Raw genomic sequence first — 15,758 nt, forward strand, 5'->3', positions numbered from 1 at the left:
GGGTGTGTCCGGCCAGTATCGGCGCAGGAGTCGACGGCCGCCCTGAGTAGGGATTGCTCAGGCGTCAGGGCGCTCGTCCGCGAGCGCCGCCAGGTCGTCGAGCAGATCGGCGAGCGCGATCCGCCTGGCGCTGCCGGTGACGGTACGCGGATGCCGGCGCTGCGGCACCTCGGCCGCCGCCGCCGCGATGTCGTCGAGCGCGTCGAGGCGCGCCTGCTCGACGAGCGCCACCACGGCATCCGGATCCTGCGCCAGCGCACGGAGCCGCTCGGCGAGGGCGTGCTGCACCTTCCGCCGCCGCTTGAGCTTGGGCACGTCGCGGTTCATGTAGTCCGCGGCGGTCACCGCGCGCAGGTTGCGCCCCTTCGCGTAGTCGATCTCGCGGGTGAGTCGGGCGGCATGCGCGTCGCTCTCGACGGCGAGCATCTCCAGCTCGCCCCGGACCGCATCCGCGTACCAGTCGGCGTCGTACGCCGCCCCGTCGCGCAGGGTGCGCATGATCACCACGTTCTTGACGCTCTGCCGCACCCCGGCGCGCGCGACGAGCAGCGCGTCGTCGACGAGCTCGGTGAAGCGCGGGCGCCAGGGGCGGCGGATGCGGATGGCCACCGGGGAACGGTAGCGCGCCCGCCCGGGGATCCGCCCGGCGAGGGCGGGACTACCTCGCGTACAGCGGATACCGAGGTCCGACCGAGACGGAGTCCAGGCCGTCTCCCCAGGCTGGGCGTCGACCACCGAGGGGAGACGCACCATGAGACACCATCCGGAACCGGAAGCGACACCCGACGGCCCGGCCTACCAGGGTCGCCTGCTCGATCGGGTCGACGAGCCCGTCGTCGATCAGGGCGCCCCGTTCGACGTGCGCACCCTGATCACCCGGCGCGGGATGCTGGCCGTGCTCGGGATCGGGGTGGGTGCGGCGGCGCTCGCCGCGTGCACACCGGAGGGCGCGAGCACGGCCACCACGGGTTCCGCCTCGACGAGCGACGGCGAGATCCCGGAGGAGACCGCAGGGCCGTACCCGGGCGACGGGTCGAACGGGCCCGACGTGCTCGAGGAGTCGGGGATCGTGCGCAGCGACATCCGCTCGAGCATCGACGGCGGGGCGACCGCGGTGGGCGTGCCCCTCGTGTTCACGCTCGCGCTCGCCGACATGCTGAACGACGATGCGCCGTTCGAGGGTCTCGCGGTGTACGTGTGGCACTGCGACGCCCAGGGCGGCTACTCGATGTACTCCGAGGGACTCGAGGACGAGACGTACCTGCGCGGGGTGCAGGTGACGGGCGCCGACGGCACGGTCACGTTCACCTCGATCTACCCGGGGTGCTACACGGGTCGCTGGCCGCACATCCACTTCGAGGTGTACCCCGACACCTCGTCGATCGCGGATTCCAGCACGGCGATCGCGACCTCGCAACTCGCCTTCCCGCAGGACGCGTGCGAGCTCGTCTACGCCGACGACCGCTACAGCGGGTCGGCGCAGAATCTCGCCGGGGTCTCGCTCGCGACCGACAACGTGTTCGGCGACGACGGCGGGGCGCTGCAGCTGGCGACGCTCACGGGCGACCCGGCGGCCGGGTACACCGCGACGCTTCCCGTGCGCATCGACACCTCGACGGCGGCAGGCGCAGGGATGATGTCGGGTGGCGGCGGGATGCCGGGCGGCGGCCCGAGCGGGCAGCCGCCGCGGTGATCCTCAGTCGGCGTAGTCGCTGAGCTCCTCGCGGAGGGCCTGAAGCGCCTTCGAGCGCGCAACCCCCTTAGCCGGTTTCGTGCGTCCGAGACCGGGGACGGCCGCCGTGGTGGCCGTGATCTCGTCGAGCGCCTGGATCCGCGCCTCGTCGATGAGCGTCGCGATCGTCTCGTCGTCGGTGGAGAGCCGCCGCAGCTCCTCGGCGAGGTCGGTCAGCACCCGAGCGCGCTTCTTGAGTCGCCGGGTGTCGGCCGCGCGGTAGTCGTCGGCGCTGAGCGCGTGCCCGTGCCGGCGCCCCGCCTTCGCCCGGATGCGCAGCACACGCGCCGCGTTCGCATCCGCCTCCACCGCGAGCACCTCGAACTCGCGGCGCACGGCGGCCATGTACCAGTCGTGGTCGAAGTCGGCGGCGTCGCGGAGCGCCCGCACGAGCATGAGGTTCTTCGCCGCCTGGCGCGCTGCCGCGACCGAGACGAGGGTCGCGTCGGCGACCATCTCGGAACGGCGCGGGTGTCGGGGCATCGGCCTCACGCTAGTCGTCGCCGGGGCGGGCGACGAGAGGCGATGGTCCCGCGTCAGTGCCCGGCGCCGAGCTCGCCCGAGAGTCGCCCGTGGAAGGCGACCGTGGCGTCGTTCATGCCCTCGAAGACCACGCGCGATCCGTGGTGCTCGTACTTGGTCACGATCGCGTCGAGCGCGGCGACGGTCGAGGCGTCCCACACGTGCGAGCGCGACATGTCGATGATCACCCGCTCGGGGTCGTCGGCGTAGGCGAACTGGGTGGTGAGGTCGTTGCTCGAGGCGAAGAACAGCTCGCCGTCGACCTCGTAGCGCGCCGTCGGCACCTGCTCGTCGGCGGCGACGGTGCGCGTGACGGTGACGAAGTGCGCCACCCGGCGCGCGAAGAGCACCATCGCCACGAGCACCCCCGCGACGACCCCGATCGCGAGGTTGTGGGTGAGCACGACGATGACGACGGTGGCGACCATCACGAGCGTCTCGCTCTTCGGCATCCGCCGCAGGGTCGAGAGGCGGATGCTGTGCCAGTCGAACGTCGCGACCGACACCATGATCATCACGGCGACCAGCGCCGCCATCGGGATCACGGCCACCAGATCGCCGAGCAGGAGCACGAGCACGAGCAGGAACGCGCCGGCGAGGAAGGTGGAGATGCGGGTGCGGGCGCCCGACGCCTTCACGTTGATCATCGTCTGGCCGATCATCGCGCATCCGCCCATGCCGCCGAACAGCCCGGAGAGCACGTTCGAGACCCCCTGCGCCCAGGACTCGCGCGTCTTGCGGGAGTGGGTGTCGGTGATGTCGTCGACGAGCTTCGCGGTCATGAGCGACTCGAGCAGGCCGACGAGCGCCATCGCGAGCGAGAAGGGGGCAATGATGGCGAAGGTCTCCCCGGTGAGCGGCACGTCGGGGATGAACAGGCTCGGCAGGCTGCGCGGCAGCTCGCCCTGGTCGCCGACCGTCGGCACCTGGATCGCGAACACCAGCACGGCGGCGGTGACGAGCACGATCGACACGAGCGGGGCGGGGATCGCCCTCGTGATCCGGGGCATCACGATCATGATGACGAGACCGGCGGCGACCAGCGGATAGACGAGCCACGGCACGTCGATCAGCTGCGGCAGCTGCGCCGCGAAGATGAGGATCGCGAGCGCGTTCACGAACCCGACCATCACGCTGCGCGGGATGAAGCGCATGAGCTTCGCGACGCCGAGCGCCGCGAGCACCACCTGGAAGATCCCGGCCAGGATGACCGTCGCGATGAAGTAGTCCATGCCGTAGTCGCGGGCGACGGGAGCGATGACGAGCGCGACGGCACCGGTGGCGGCCGTGATCATGGCGGGGCGCCCGCCGAGGATCGCGATCGAGATCGCCATGACGAACGACGAGAACAGCCCGACCCGCGGATCCACGCCGGCGATGATCGAGAACGAGATCGCCTCCGGGATGAGCGCGAGCGCCACGACCAGCCCCGCGAGCACCTCGCGCAGCAGCAGGCGGGGCGAGCGCAGCGCGTCGAGCACGGAGGGGCGGGCGCGGTAGCGCGCGCGGTCGTCGGCGGGCATGCGGACGCTGGTCATCGAGACTCCCGTCGTCGGGTGGCGGCGAGCCGGGGTGAAAGTGGTGGCTCCGACGGGCGTCGATCCCGTGACCTCACGATTTTCAGTCGTGCGCTCTACCAACTGAGCTACAGAGCCTCAACGGCGAACCGCTGATTGTGCGAGAGCCTCCCCTTTCGGAAAGGCTCTCGACCAGCGACCCTGACGGGACTTGAACCCGCGACCTCCGCCGTGACAGGGCGGCACGCTAACCAACTGCGCTACAGGGCCTTGCTTGTGAAGTTATGTGGTGCTGCTCGATCGGATGGTGACCCCAACGGGATTCGAACCCGTGCTGCCGCCGTGAAAGGGCGGTGTCCTAGGCCACTAAACGATGGGGCCATGTCGGCGAACCGCATAGCAACCGAGGGTCAAGCATACGTGCCGTTCGGCGTTAACGCGAATCGGCCCCGACGCCCGCGCGACACTCCGTGAGAGTACGCACTTCTGCGTGCTCTCGCGGCTGAAGGTACGCGGATGTGCGTACTTTCGCGGACACGGGCGCGGCCTCCCGGCGAACTTCAACTGATGGTTGAGGCTTGACGCGCCGCGATGCGATCCTGGTCTGGAGTGCGTCGTGTTGTTAGTGTGATTGATGTTGTTCATGTGACATAAGACCATCCGAGGGGTCGTCACAGGGGACGGGGAGAGATGCAGCACCGCCGGGGGACCACCGAACTGCGCGCCGGATCGAGCGTGACCGCGCTCGTCGCGGGAGCGGCATCCGTGCTGCTCGCGATCACGCTGGGCGTGCAGCCGGCCGTCGCGGCCGTCGCCACCGACTTCCCGAGCTGGGCCGATGTGCAGGCCGCCAAGCGAGACGAGGCATCCGCGAAGGCGCAGCTGAACGCGCTCAACGCGAGCATCCAGGCGGCGCAGGCCGAGGTGGACCGCACGCAGGCCGAGGCTCAGAAGCGCGGCACCGAGTACGCCGAGGCCGAGCAGGCCTACGACGAGCAGTCGATCGTCACCCAGAACGTGAAGGCGCAGGCGGACACCGCCCAGGCCGAAGCCGACAAGGCCCGCCTCGAGTCGACGCAGCTGATCGCGAACCTCGCCAAGCAGGGTGCCGGGCGCGACGCGACCGTCGGACTGCTCGGCGACACGGGCGGAGCCGACGGCTACCTCTACCGCATCGGAGCCATGCAGAAGGTCTCCGAGCGCAGCGACGCCGTGTACGAGAAGGCCGTGCAGCTGCAGAAGACCGCGAAGTCGCTCGCCGACCAGGAGCAGATCGAGGAGCAGAAGCTCGCCGAGCTGAAGGCCGATGCGGAAGCCAAGTTCCAGATCGCCCAGGCGGCCGCGATCGACGCGCAGACCAAGTACGACGCCCTGCAGGAGGCGAAGGCGAAGGCCGAGGCGCTCGTCGCCTTCCTCACCCACCAGCGCGAGGTCACCGAGGCCGACTACCAGGAGGGCCTCAAGGCCAAGTGGGGTTCGGGCGCCGCGGGCGAGGTGAGCGCGAGCGGATGGGCGCGCCCCGCCGCCGGCTACATCTCCTCCAACTTCGGCATGCGCATCAACCCCGTCTCGGGCGTGCGCCAGCTGCACACCGGCGTCGACCTCGCCGGACCCGGATGCGGCATCCCGATCTACGCGGCCCACGCCGGCACCGTCGTCTACGCGGGCTGGTACGGCAGCTGGGGCAACTACATCCGCATCGCGAACGGCGACGGCACGAGCACGGCCTACGCGCACATCCAGCCCGGCGGCATCGGGGTGAGCATCGGGCAGGAGGTCGGCCCCGGCCAGATGATCGCGAAGGTCGGCACCACCGGCCAGTCCACCGGATGCCACCTGCACTTCATCGTGCGGGTCAACGGCGAGACCCTCGTCGACCCCGTGCCGTTCATGCGCAACCAGGGGATCACCCTTGGCTGACCAGCCGGAGCGGTCGGGCGGATCCGCCTTCCGTCGGCCGGCCGGCCAGGCGGCGACCGCCGCGGTGTCGATCGCGGCCGCGTTCGCGCTGACCGCCACCGGCGGCATCCCGGCCGCCGCGGCGCCGCGCGTGGACTACCCGAGCTGGGCCGAGGTTCAGGCGGCGAAGCAGAACGAGGCCGCGAAGAAGGCCGAGATCACGAAGCTCCAGACGCTCGTCGCCGAGCTGCAGAAGCAGGCCGACGCGCTCGAGAAGGTCGCGATGCAGAAGGCCGAGGACGCGCTGCTCGCCCAGAACCAGCTGCAGGCGGCCGAGGCCACCACGACCCGCCTCTCCGACCAGCTCGCCGACGCGAAGAAGCGCGCCGACGCATCCGCGAAGCTCGCCGCGAGCCTCGTCGCGCGCCTCGCCCGCACCGGCAACGGCGACCCGACGAGCGCCCTCGCGTTCTCGTCGGCGGCGGATGCCGACAAGCTGCTCTCGCGCCTCGGCACCATGTCGAAGCTGAGCGAGTCGTCGGCAGCCCTCGTCGAGCAGGCCGTGTTCGACCAGAAGACGGTCGCCTCGCTGAGCGACCAGGCGCAGGTGGCCGAGACCGAGCGCCGCACCCGCGCCGCCGCCGCGGCCGAGGCCCAGACGGCAGCCGAGCAGGCGGCGGCCGACGTCGAGGCGCAGGTGACGGCGCAGCGCGCCAACCAGACGGTGCTCTACGCGCAGCTCGCGAGCCTCAAGGGCACGACCGCCGAGCTCGAGCAGTCGTACGCGGAGGGCGTCGCCGCGCAGGCGGCCGCCGACGCGGCCGCGGCCCAGGCGGCCGCGGATGCCGCCGCCGCGGCGGGCGGCGGATCCTCGGGTGGCTCCTCCGGCGGCTCGAGCGGCGGGTCGGCCCCGACCCCGGTCTCCTCCGCGGTCGACGGCGCGATCGCCTACGCGAAGGCGCAGCTCGGCGAGCGATACGTGCTCGGCGGCATGGGCCCCGACGTGTGGGACTGCTCGGGCCTCACGAAGGCGTCCTACGCGTCCGTCGGCGTCTACATCGGCACCCACAGCTCGACCGACCAGTACAACTACATGGCGGCGCAGGGGCGCCTCGTGCCCTACAGCCAGGCGCAGGCGGGCGATCTGATCTTCTACTCGGACGGCGGATCGGCATCCGTCGCCCGCAAGTACCACGTCGCCATCTACCTCGGCGGCGGCATGATGATCGAGGCCCCGAACCCGAGCGCGCCGGTGCGCATCGTCGCGGTGCGCAGCTCGGACCGCGTGCCGTACGTCGGCCGCCCGACGGGCTGACGCCTACCCCGCCACGGGTCGGGCGACGCTGGTCTCGAGACGCGTCCGCTGCGCGGGCGCTCCTCGACCACCTCGAGTGCTGCTAGTGCGAGGGCACGTAGGCGGCGACGCCCGCCTCGACGATCGCCTCCGCCTCCGCGGCGTCGCCCCAGCCCTCGGTCTTGACCCACTTGCCGGGCTCGAGGTCCTTGTAGTGCTCGAAGAAGTGCTCGATCTCCTTGCGGGTGTACTCCGGGATGTCGTCGACGTCCTGGATGTGCGCCCAGCGCGGGTCCTTCGCGGGCACCGCGATGACCTTGGCGTCGGAGCCGCCGTCGTCGGTCATCTTGAACACGCCGACGGGGCGGACCTTCACGCCGACGCCGGGGAACAGCGGGTACTCGAGCAGCACGAGCACGTCGACCGGGTCGCCGTCGAGGCCGAGGGTGTTCTCGATGTAGCCGTAGTCGGTGGGGTAGACGAAGCCCGTGAAGAGCACGCGGTCGAGGAAGACCCGACCGGTCTCGTGGTCGACCTCGTACTTGTTGCGGCTCCCCTTGGGGATCTCGATGACGGCGGCGTAGTCGGCCATGGATGTCTCCTGGTGTCGTGTGGTGCGGCGCCCATAACGTTAGTCGATGGCTGCCGACCGACCTCGCCCCCGCCTGACCCCCGCCCGGGCCGACATCCGCCGCGCGGTGCGCGACGCGCTCGCCGACCTCGCCCCCGACATCCGTGTCGAAAATGCAGGAGATTCTGCGGAGGATGCCGCGAACTCCGGGGCGGTCGAGGCGACCCGTGCAGAATCTCCTGCATTTCTGGACCGACCGCTGGTGCTCGTCGCGCTGTCGGGCGGCGCGGACTCGCTCGCGCTCGCCGCGGCGACCGCGTTCGAGGCGCCGCGGGCCGGCATCCGGGCGGGTGCGGTGGTCGTCGACCACGGCCTGCAGCCCGGATCGGATGCGGTGGCCATCCGGGCGGCGGAGCAGGCGCGCGAGCTGGGGCTGGAGCCGGTGGTCGCGGTGACCGTCGAGGTGGACGGCCCGGGCGGACCGGAGGCGGCGGCCCGCGATGCGCGGTACGCGGCGCTCGCCGAGGTGGCGCGCGAGAACGACGCGGCGGCCGTACTGCTCGCCCACACCCTCGACGACCAGGCCGAGACGGTGCTGCTGGGCCTCGCCCGCGGCAGCGGCACGGCGAGCCTGCAGGGTATGGACGCGGTGTCGGGGATCCTGCGGCGGCCGCTGCTCGGGATCCGTCGGGAGACGACGCGGCGGGCCTGCCTCGACGAGGGGCTCGAACCCTGGGACGACCCGCACAACGCCGACCCCGCGTACGCCCGGGTGCGGGTGCGCGAGCGGGTGCTGCCGGTGCTCGAGGCGGAGCTCGGACCCGGCGTCGCCGAGGCGCTCGCGCGCACGGCGGAGCTCGTGCGCGAGGACGCGGAAGCCTTCCAGCGGCAGATCGACGAGCTCATCGAGGACATCTGCGAGCCGGCGGAGGCGGGGATCGCCGTGTCGGCGACCGCGCTCGCGGCGAACCCGACGGCGCTGCGCAACCGCGTCATCCGCTTCGTGGTGCTCGCCGAGTTCGGGGTCTCGCTCACCCGGGCGCACACCCTCGAGGTCGCGAGGCTCGTCACCGACTGGCACGGGCAGGGGTCGATCGACCTGCCCGGCCTGACCGCACGCCGCGAGGGCCGCCTCATCGTCTTCACGGCGTCATAGGCTGGGCGCATGGAGCCGGCCGACATCCAGGGTGACCTGTCCGAGGTGCTGCTCAGCGAGGCCGAGATCCATGCCCGGATCGCCGAGCTGTGCCGCGAGATCGAGCGCGACTACGAGGGCCGCGACCTGCTGCTCGTCGGCGTGCTGCGCGGGGCCGTCATGGTGATGGCCGACGTCTCGCGCGAGCTGCGCCGACACATCGAGATGGACTGGATGGCGGTGAGCTCCTACGGGGCCGGCACCCAGTCGTCGGGCGTCGTGCGCATCCTGAAGGACCTCGACTCGGATCTCACCGGGCGCGACGTGCTGATCATCGAGGACATCATCGACTCGGGTCTGACCCTGTCGTGGCTGCGCGAGAACCTCTCGAGCCGCGGTGCGGCCACGGTGGAGATCTGCGCGCTGCTGCGCAAGCCGGCGGCGGCCAAGGTCGAGGTCGACGTGCGCTACGTGGGCTTCGACATCCCGAACGACTTCGTCGTGGGCTACGGGCTCGACTACGCCGAGAAGTACCGCAACCTCCGCGCGGTGGGCGTGCTCGCCCCGCACGTGTACAGCTGACTCAGCCTCGGGCGAACACGCAGGAAGGGCCGAGCGGACGGGCGGTACCCTGAGGGTCACGTCTCAGAGGAAGGACGTGGGCTGACGCCCGCTCTCACATGGACTTCAAGCGCATCTTCCGCGGCCCGCTGATCTACATCATCCTGGGTGTGGTCATCCTGATCGTCGGGTTCAACCTGATCACGGCGGCGGCCGGCTTCAAGCAGGTCACCACCCAGCAGGGGCTCGAGCTGCTCGGCGGGTCGACCGTCGAGTCGGTCAAGATCGTCGACGGCGAGCAGCGCGTCGACCTCACGCTCTCGAAGGCGTACTCGAGCGACGACGCCGACTACGGCACGCAGGTGCAGTTCTACTACGTGCAGCCGCGCGGCGACGAGGTGATCCAGGCGATCACCGACTCGAAGGCGAAGTTCGACGACGAGGTGCCCCAGACCAACTGGTTCACGAGCCTGCTCGGCATCCTGATCCCCTTCCTCCTCATCGGCGTGATCTTCTGGTTCCTGTTCAGCTCGATGCAGGGCGGTGGCAACCGCGTCATGCAGTTCGGCAAGTCGCGGGCCAAGCTCGTGTCGAAGGAGAGCCCGAAGGTCACCTTCTCGGATGTCGCGGGCGCCGACGAGGCGGTCGAGGAGCTGCAGGAGATCAAGGACTTCCTCAAGGACCCGGCCAAGTTCCAGGCGGTCGGGGCCCGCATCCCGAAGGGCGTGCTGCTGTACGGCCCTCCCGGCACCGGCAAGACCCTGCTCGCCCGCGCGGTCGCGGGTGAGGCGGGCGTGCCCTTCTACTCGATCTCCGGATCGGACTTCGTCGAGATGTTCGTGGGCGTCGGCGCGAGCCGTGTGCGCGACCTGTTCGAGCAGGCGAAGCAGAACGCGCCGGCGATCATCTTCGTCGACGAGATCGACGCCGTCGGCCGGCACCGCGGAGCCGGGCTCGGCGGCGGCCACGACGAGCGCGAGCAGACGCTCAACCAGCTGCTGGTGGAGATGGACGGCTTCGACCCGAAGACCAACGTCATCCTGATCGCCGCCACCAACCGACCCGACATCCTCGACCCGGCGCTGCTGCGCCCGGGCCGCTTCGACCGTCAGGTGGGCGTCGACGCGCCCGACCTCGAGGGCCGCAAGAAGATCCTCTCGGTGCACGCCAAGGGCAAGCCGATGTCGAAGAACGTCGACCTCGAGGTGCTCGCGCGCAAGACGCCCGGCTTCACGGGTGCCGACCTCGCCAACGTGCTCAACGAGGCCGCCCTGCTGACCGCGCGCAGCAACGCGCAGCTCATCGACAACCGCGCCCTCGACGAGGCCGTCGACCGGGTCATGGCCGGTCCGCAGCGCCGCACCCGCGTGATGAAGGACAAGGAGAAGCTCATCACGGCCTACCACGAGGGCGGTCACGCGCTCGCGGCGGCGGCGATGAACCACACCGACCCCGTCACGAAGGTCACCATCCTGCCGCGCGGCCGCGCCCTCGGCTACACGATGGTGCTGCCGCTGGAGGACAAGTACTCGGTCACCCGCAACGAGCTGCTCGACCAGCTCACCTACGCGATGGGCGGACGCGTCGCGGAGGAGATCGTGTTCCACGACCCGACCACCGGTGCGTCGAACGACATCGAGAAGGCGACCGCGACCGCGCGCAAGATGGTCACCGAGTACGGCATGAGCGCCACGATCGGCGCCGTGAAGCTCGGGCAGTCGCAGGGCGAGGTGTTCCTCGGACGCGACATGGGTCACCAGCGCGACTACTCCGAGGAGATCGCCGAGAAGGTCGACGTCGAGGTGCGCGCGCTCATCGAGCAGGCGCACGACGAGGCCTATCGGGTGCTCTCGGACAACCGCGACATCCTCGACGCGCTCGCCCGCGAGCTCATCGAGAAGGAGACCCTCGACCACAACCAGCTCGCCGAGATCTTCGCCGACGTGCGCAAGCTCCCGGAGCGCCCGCAGTGGCTCTCGAGCGAGCACCGTCCCATCAGCGACCTGCCCCCGATCCAGATCGCCGCGTCGGCGCCCGTCGACCCGGGCGCGGTCGACGCCGGGGTCGACTCGGAGCCCACGGCGAAGCCCAAGCGCACCCCGCGCCCGCGGCAGACGCCCGGCATCGCCCCGGCGTAGGAGCACCGTGCCCATCGACTCGGAGCGCATCGAGGCGGCCGTCGTCGAACTGCTGCGCGCCATCGGCGAGGATCCGGATCGCCCGGGCCTCGTCCAGACGCCCCAGCGGATCGCGGCGTCGTACGCCGAGCTGTTCGCGGGTCTCGACGAGGATCCGCTCGAGCACCTCGCCGAGGCGTCGGAGTTCGCCGACGAGGAGGCCGCCGGCGAGCTCGTGCTCGTGCGCGACGTCGCGTTCCGGTCGACGTGCGAGCACCACCTGCTGCCGTTCACGGGCGTCGCGCATCTCGCGTACGCGCCCGCCGACCGCATCGTGGGCCTCGGCAAGCTCGCCCGCGTGGTCGAGACGCTGAGCTCTCGCCCCCAGCTGCAGGAGCGGCTGGGCGAGCAGATCGCCGACGCCCTCGATCAGGGCCTCGCGCCCCGGGGGGTGCTCGTCGTGCTCGACGCCCGGCACGGATGCGTGACCGCGCGCGGAACCCGGCAGGCCGACTCGACGACCGTGACCGTCGCGAGCCGGGGCACCTTGGCGGGGCCCGCGGCCCAGGCGGGGGTGCTCGCGCTCGTGGGCACCGCATCCGCGGAGGCGCCGTGACCGCGATCCTCGGCGTACTCAACGTCACCCCGGATTCGTTCAGCGACGGCGGCCGGTGGGAGAGGCTCGACGACGCCGTGTCGCACGCCGCGCGGATGCGCGCGGCCGGTGCCGACTGGATCGACGTGGGCGGGGAGTCGACCCGCCCCGGTTCGGTCGCGGTCGACCCCGCCGAGGAGCAGGGTCGCGTGCTGCCGGTGATCCGCGCCCTCGTCGAGGCCGGCATCCCGGTGTCGGTCGACACCCGCAACGCCGACACCGCGCGCGCCGCCGTCGAGGCCGGGGCCACCATGATCAACGACGTCTCGGGTGCGCTCTACGACCCGCACATGGCGGTCGTCGCGGCCGAGACGGGGGTGCGCTTCGTGGTCATGCACTGGCGCGGCGGCGTCGACGTGGCGCCCGAGTACATCGACGTCGTCTCGGAGGTGCGCGCCGAGCTCAAGGCCCGCATCGCGGAGCTCGTGGTGATCGGCGTGCGGCCCGAGCAGCTCATCGTCGACCCGGGGCTCGGCTTCGCGAAGACCGCCGAGCACAACTGGGAGCTGCTGCGCCATCTCGACGAGCTGACCCCGCTCGCCCCCGTGCTCATCGGCGCCTCGCGCAAGCGCTTCCTCGGGCGGCTGCTGCCCGACAACGCGCCGCTCGGCAAGCGCGACGCCCCGACCGCGACGATCAGCGCGCTCGCGGCCGCCGCGGGCGTGTGGGGTGTGCGGGTGCACGACGTCGCGGCGACCAGACTGGCACTGGATGTCGAGGAGCACTGGCGAGGAGGTGGCGGTGACCGCGCGTGACGAGATCGTGCTGACGGGGCTGCGGGCGATGGGGTACCACGGTGTGCTGCCCCACGAGCGCGCCGAGGGCCAGCTGTTCCTGGTCGACGTGGTGCTGCATCTCGACCTCTCGCCCGCCGCGGCGGGCGACGACCTGGGCGCGACCGTGCATTACGGCGAGCTCGCGAACCGCATCGTGAAGGCCGTCGAATCCGATCCCGTCGACCTCATCGAGACGGTCGCCGAGCGCGTCGCGGCCCTCGTGCTCGGCCACCCGCCCGTCGAATCGGTGGAGGTCACCGTGCACAAGCCGAACGCGCCCATCGAGGTGCCGTTCGCGGATGTCGCGGTCACCGTGCGGCGGTCGCGCGGATGACGGCCGGCACCCCCGCGGTCGTCGCGTTCGGGGCGAACCTCGGCGACCGCGCCGCGACGATCCAGGCTGCGGCGGACGACCTCGCCGCGACCGAGGGCGTCGAGCTCGTCACGCTGTCGCCCGTGATCGAGACCCCCGCGGTGCGCCCCTACGGGGTCGACCGCGACGCGCCCGCGTACCTGAACACCGTCGCCCTGATCCGCACCGAGCTCGATCCCGGCGCCCTGCACGCGGTGCTGCGTCGGATCGAGGACGACCACGGGCGCACCCGCACCGAGCGGTGGGGGGATCGCACCCTCGACCTCGACCTGATCGCCTTCGGCGAGCTCGAGCAGGACGATCCCGAGCTCACCTTGCCGCACCCGCGTGCGCACGAGCGCGACTTCGTGCTGCGCCCCTGGCTCGCCGCCGACCCGCACGCGGAGCTCCCCGGGCACGGCCGGGTCGACGCGCTGCTCGCCGCGCTGACCGGGGGTGCGTCGTGACGCGCACCTCGGGATCGCTGCTGGCCGTGCTGGCCGTGATCGGCGCGGTCGGGGGCTTCCTGGTGCAGCTCGCGCTCGGGGCTCTCGGGTTCCAGAAGCTGCTGCCCGCCTTCACGCTCGCGATCACGCTCGTGCTCATCGCGATCATCGTGGTGGCGCTCGCGGTGCCGATCCGTCGGGCGACGCGCGGCAAGGTGCGCCGTCGGGTCGACCCGTTCTACGCGACCCGGGTCGTGCTGCTCGCGAAGGCCTCCTCGGCGGCGGGTGCCCTGCTCACCGGCGCCGCGGCCGGCCTGCTCGTCGAGCTGCTGGTGCGGCCGGTGAGCGCGGTGGAGTCGGTGTGGCGCATGGTCGCCATGCTGGTGGCGTCGGTGCTCGTGCTGGTGGCCGGTCTCGTCGCCGAGGGGCTGTGCACGGTGCCGCCCGACGACGATGACGACCCGTCGCGGGGCGCCCCCGCCTGATCGGCGACACCACGGCCTGACCAGGCATTTCGTCTCGACCGTTGCAGATGGTGACGTTCACATGTTAACGTCACCATCGCAACACATCCCCGAGGGGCTGCTCAAGGACGAGCACACAGCGAGGACGCAGCGCAGCGTCCCGAGGCACTCCTCACCCACACGCCGGCGCGCGGCATCCAGACCCGCAGCCGGCAGAGCGCCGCCCTCCCCGGCGGACGAGGAACCAAGGAAGGATCCTGCTGTGAAGCGAACCACGAAGATCGCCACCGTCGTCGCGATGACGCTGCCGGTCGCCCTCATCCTGAGCGGATGCAGTGGCGGCGACGGCGGAAGCGGCGGAGGCAGCGGCGACGACAACACCCTCACCGTCTGGGCCTGGGACCCGAACTTCAACATCTACGCGATGCAGGAGGCCGAGAAGATCTACCAGCAGGACCACCCGGACTTCACGCTCGACATCGTCGAGACCCCCTGGGACGACCTGCAGACCAAGCTCACCACGCTCGCGCAGTCGCAGGAGTACGGCGAGCTGCCCGACATCTTCCTCGTGCAGAACAACGCGTTCCAGAAGAACGTCATCAACTACCCGGATCTGTTCAGCGAGGCGACCGACGCGGCCGACTTCTCGCAGTTCCCGCAGGCGGTCACCGACTACTCGACGGTCGACGCGGTCAACTACGGCGTGCCGTTCGACTCGGGCACCGCGATCGGCGCCTACCGCACCGACGTGCTCGCCGAGGCCGGCTACACGGTCGACGACTTCACCGACATCACGTGGAGCGACTTCCAGACCAAGGCGGAGGACGTGCTCGCGAAGACCGGCAAGCCGCTGCTCTCGGGCCAGGCCGGGTCGTCCGACACGATCATGATGATGCTGCAGTCGGCGGGCGCGAGCCTCTTCGACGCGGACGGCAACCCGACCATCTCGGACAACCCCGCCCTCGAGAAGTCGATCGAGACGTACATCGACCTCGTGAAGTCCGGTGTGTTCACCGAGGTCAACTCGTGGGACGAGTACATCGGCACCTTCGTGAACGGCGCGGTCGCCGGCACCATCAACGGCGTCTGGATCTCCGGTTCGCTGCAGACCGCGACCGACCAGTCCGGCGAGTGGGCGGTCACGAACCTCCCGAAGCTCGACGGGGTGTCGGGTGCGACCAACTACTCGGCCAACGGCGGCTCCTCGTGGGCGATCAGCTCGAACGCCAACGTCGACCTCGCGAGCGACTTCCTGAAGTCGACCTTCGCCGGCTCGACCGCGCTGTACGACACGATCCTGCCGAAGGCCGGTGCGGTCGCCAACTGGATCCCCGCCGGTGACAGCGACGTCTACGCGCAGCCCGTCGACTTCTTCGGCGGTCAGCCGATCTACGCCGACGTCGTGACGTTCGGCGCCTCGGTGCCGAGCAACAACACGGGCGTCTACTACTACGAGGCGCGCGACGCGGTGAGCGCCGCGATCACGAAGATCATGGGCGGCGCCGACATGGCATCCGCTCTCGACGAGGCGCAGTCCACCGTCGAGTTCGCGATGGGCTGAGGCCCCCCGCGGGTGGGCGGGGCGACCTCCCCGCCCACCCGCACCATGCCCTGCCCGAGACGACACACCCAGACGATGAGGACCGAGGTGCGACTGTGAGTGCATTGACCGCGACGCGCGGGAGGACGGCGACACCGCCGGTACCGCGCGATCCGA

General features: G+C 71.0%; 16 protein-coding genes and 3 tRNA genes. 12 read left to right on the forward strand and 7 right to left on the reverse strand.

The genetic code is table 11. The features are described from left to right. Positions 1-57: 57 nt before the first annotated feature. Positions 58-609, reverse strand: coding sequence for a hypothetical protein (locus NUH29_RS02725; RefSeq protein WP_258797398.1), 552 nt, complete (start codon positions 607-609; stop codon positions 58-60). 142 nt (positions 610-751) lie between these two features. Between NUH29_RS02725 and NUH29_RS02730 the strand changes: the two genes are divergently transcribed. Then, complete coding sequence (locus NUH29_RS02730; protein WP_258797399.1) at positions 752-1,693, forward strand: intradiol ring-cleavage dioxygenase; 942 nt, start codon at positions 752-754, stop codon at positions 1,691-1,693. A gap of 3 nt (positions 1,694-1,696) precedes the next feature. Here NUH29_RS02730 and NUH29_RS02735 read toward each other — a convergent pair whose 3' ends face one another. From NUH29_RS02735 to NUH29_RS02755, 5 genes are all read right to left on the reverse strand, one after another. Next, on the reverse strand, positions 1,697-2,215 hold the full coding sequence (locus NUH29_RS02735; protein ID WP_258797400.1) for a hypothetical protein: 519 nt from the start codon (positions 2,213-2,215) through the stop codon (positions 1,697-1,699). A gap of 53 nt (positions 2,216-2,268) precedes the next feature. Then, positions 2,269-3,792 carry a SulP family inorganic anion transporter gene (locus NUH29_RS02740; protein WP_258797401.1) on the reverse strand — a complete coding sequence of 508 codons (1,524 nt, stop codon included), beginning with the start codon at positions 3,790-3,792 and terminating at the stop codon, positions 2,269-2,271. 41 nt (positions 3,793-3,833) lie between these two features. After that, positions 3,834-3,909 (reverse strand) — tRNA-Phe (locus NUH29_RS02745). Between the two features lie 58 nt (positions 3,910-3,967). Continuing rightward, positions 3,968-4,041: transfer RNA gene (locus NUH29_RS02750), tRNA-Asp, on the reverse strand. A 35-nt stretch (positions 4,042-4,076) separates the two neighbouring features. Then, positions 4,077-4,152: transfer RNA gene (locus NUH29_RS02755), tRNA-Glu, on the reverse strand. Positions 4,153-4,461: 309 nt separating this feature from the next. Here NUH29_RS02755 and NUH29_RS02760 point away from each other — a divergent pair. Beyond that, a complete protein-coding gene (locus tag NUH29_RS02760) occupies positions 4,462-5,691 on the forward strand; it encodes a M23 family metallopeptidase (RefSeq protein WP_258797402.1) in 1,230 nt (409 codons plus the stop codon). Then, complete coding sequence (locus NUH29_RS02765; RefSeq protein ID WP_258797404.1) at positions 5,684-6,985, forward strand: C40 family peptidase; 1,302 nt, start codon at positions 5,684-5,686, stop codon at positions 6,983-6,985. Before NUH29_RS02760 ends, NUH29_RS02765 begins: the two co-directional genes overlap by 8 nt. A gap of 82 nt (positions 6,986-7,067) precedes the next feature. Here NUH29_RS02765 and ppa read toward each other — a convergent pair whose 3' ends face one another. After that, positions 7,068-7,556, reverse strand: coding sequence for an inorganic diphosphatase (gene ppa / locus NUH29_RS02770; RefSeq protein ID WP_258797405.1), 489 nt, complete (start codon positions 7,554-7,556; stop codon positions 7,068-7,070). Positions 7,557-7,602: 46 nt separating this feature from the next. On the opposite strand from ppa, the gene tilS reads away from it, so the two are divergent. From tilS to NUH29_RS02815, 9 genes are all read left to right on the forward strand, one after another. Next, entirely contained in the window at positions 7,603-8,691 is a 1,089-nt protein-coding gene (gene tilS, locus NUH29_RS02775; protein WP_258797406.1) for a tRNA lysidine(34) synthetase TilS, read from the forward strand. Between the two features lie 9 nt (positions 8,692-8,700). Beyond that, positions 8,701-9,252, forward strand: a complete 552-nt coding sequence (hpt, locus tag NUH29_RS02780) for a hypoxanthine phosphoribosyltransferase (protein ID WP_258797407.1) — start codon at positions 8,701-8,703, stop codon at positions 9,250-9,252. A gap of 98 nt (positions 9,253-9,350) precedes the next feature. Further along, positions 9,351-11,369: an ATP-dependent zinc metalloprotease FtsH gene (ftsH, locus tag NUH29_RS02785; RefSeq protein WP_258797408.1), complete on the forward strand. Its 2,019-nt coding sequence runs from the start codon at positions 9,351-9,353 to the stop codon at positions 11,367-11,369. A 7-nt stretch (positions 11,370-11,376) separates the two neighbouring features. Further along, positions 11,377-11,964: a GTP cyclohydrolase I FolE gene (folE, locus tag NUH29_RS02790; protein WP_258797410.1), complete on the forward strand. Its 588-nt coding sequence runs from the start codon at positions 11,377-11,379 to the stop codon at positions 11,962-11,964. Continuing rightward, the gene (gene folP / locus NUH29_RS02795; RefSeq protein WP_258797411.1) at positions 11,961-12,758 is read left to right on the forward strand and encodes a dihydropteroate synthase; all 798 of its coding nucleotides are present in this window, start codon (positions 11,961-11,963) and stop codon (positions 12,756-12,758) included. The genes folE and folP overlap by 4 nt, the downstream gene beginning before the upstream one ends. Continuing rightward, a complete protein-coding gene (gene folB / locus NUH29_RS02800; RefSeq protein ID WP_258797413.1) occupies positions 12,745-13,113 on the forward strand; it encodes a dihydroneopterin aldolase in 369 nt (122 codons plus the stop codon). Before folP ends, folB begins: the two co-directional genes overlap by 14 nt. Beyond that, on the forward strand, positions 13,110-13,598 hold the full coding sequence (gene folK / locus NUH29_RS02805; protein WP_258797415.1) for a 2-amino-4-hydroxy-6-hydroxymethyldihydropteridine diphosphokinase: 489 nt from the start codon (positions 13,110-13,112) through the stop codon (positions 13,596-13,598). The genes folB and folK overlap by 4 nt, the downstream gene beginning before the upstream one ends. Beyond that, entirely contained in the window at positions 13,595-14,062 is a 468-nt protein-coding gene (locus NUH29_RS02810) for a DUF3180 family protein (RefSeq protein WP_258797416.1), read from the forward strand. Before folK ends, NUH29_RS02810 begins: the two co-directional genes overlap by 4 nt. A 241-nt stretch (positions 14,063-14,303) precedes the next feature. Beyond that, a complete protein-coding gene (locus NUH29_RS02815; RefSeq protein WP_258797417.1) occupies positions 14,304-15,602 on the forward strand; it encodes an ABC transporter substrate-binding protein in 1,299 nt (432 codons plus the stop codon). Positions 15,603-15,758: the final 156 nt, after the last annotated feature.

Origin of the sequence: Protaetiibacter mangrovi (assembly GCF_024752305.1) — a bacterium.
GTDB lineage: Bacteria > Actinomycetota > Actinomycetes > Actinomycetales > Microbacteriaceae > Homoserinibacter > Homoserinibacter mangrovi.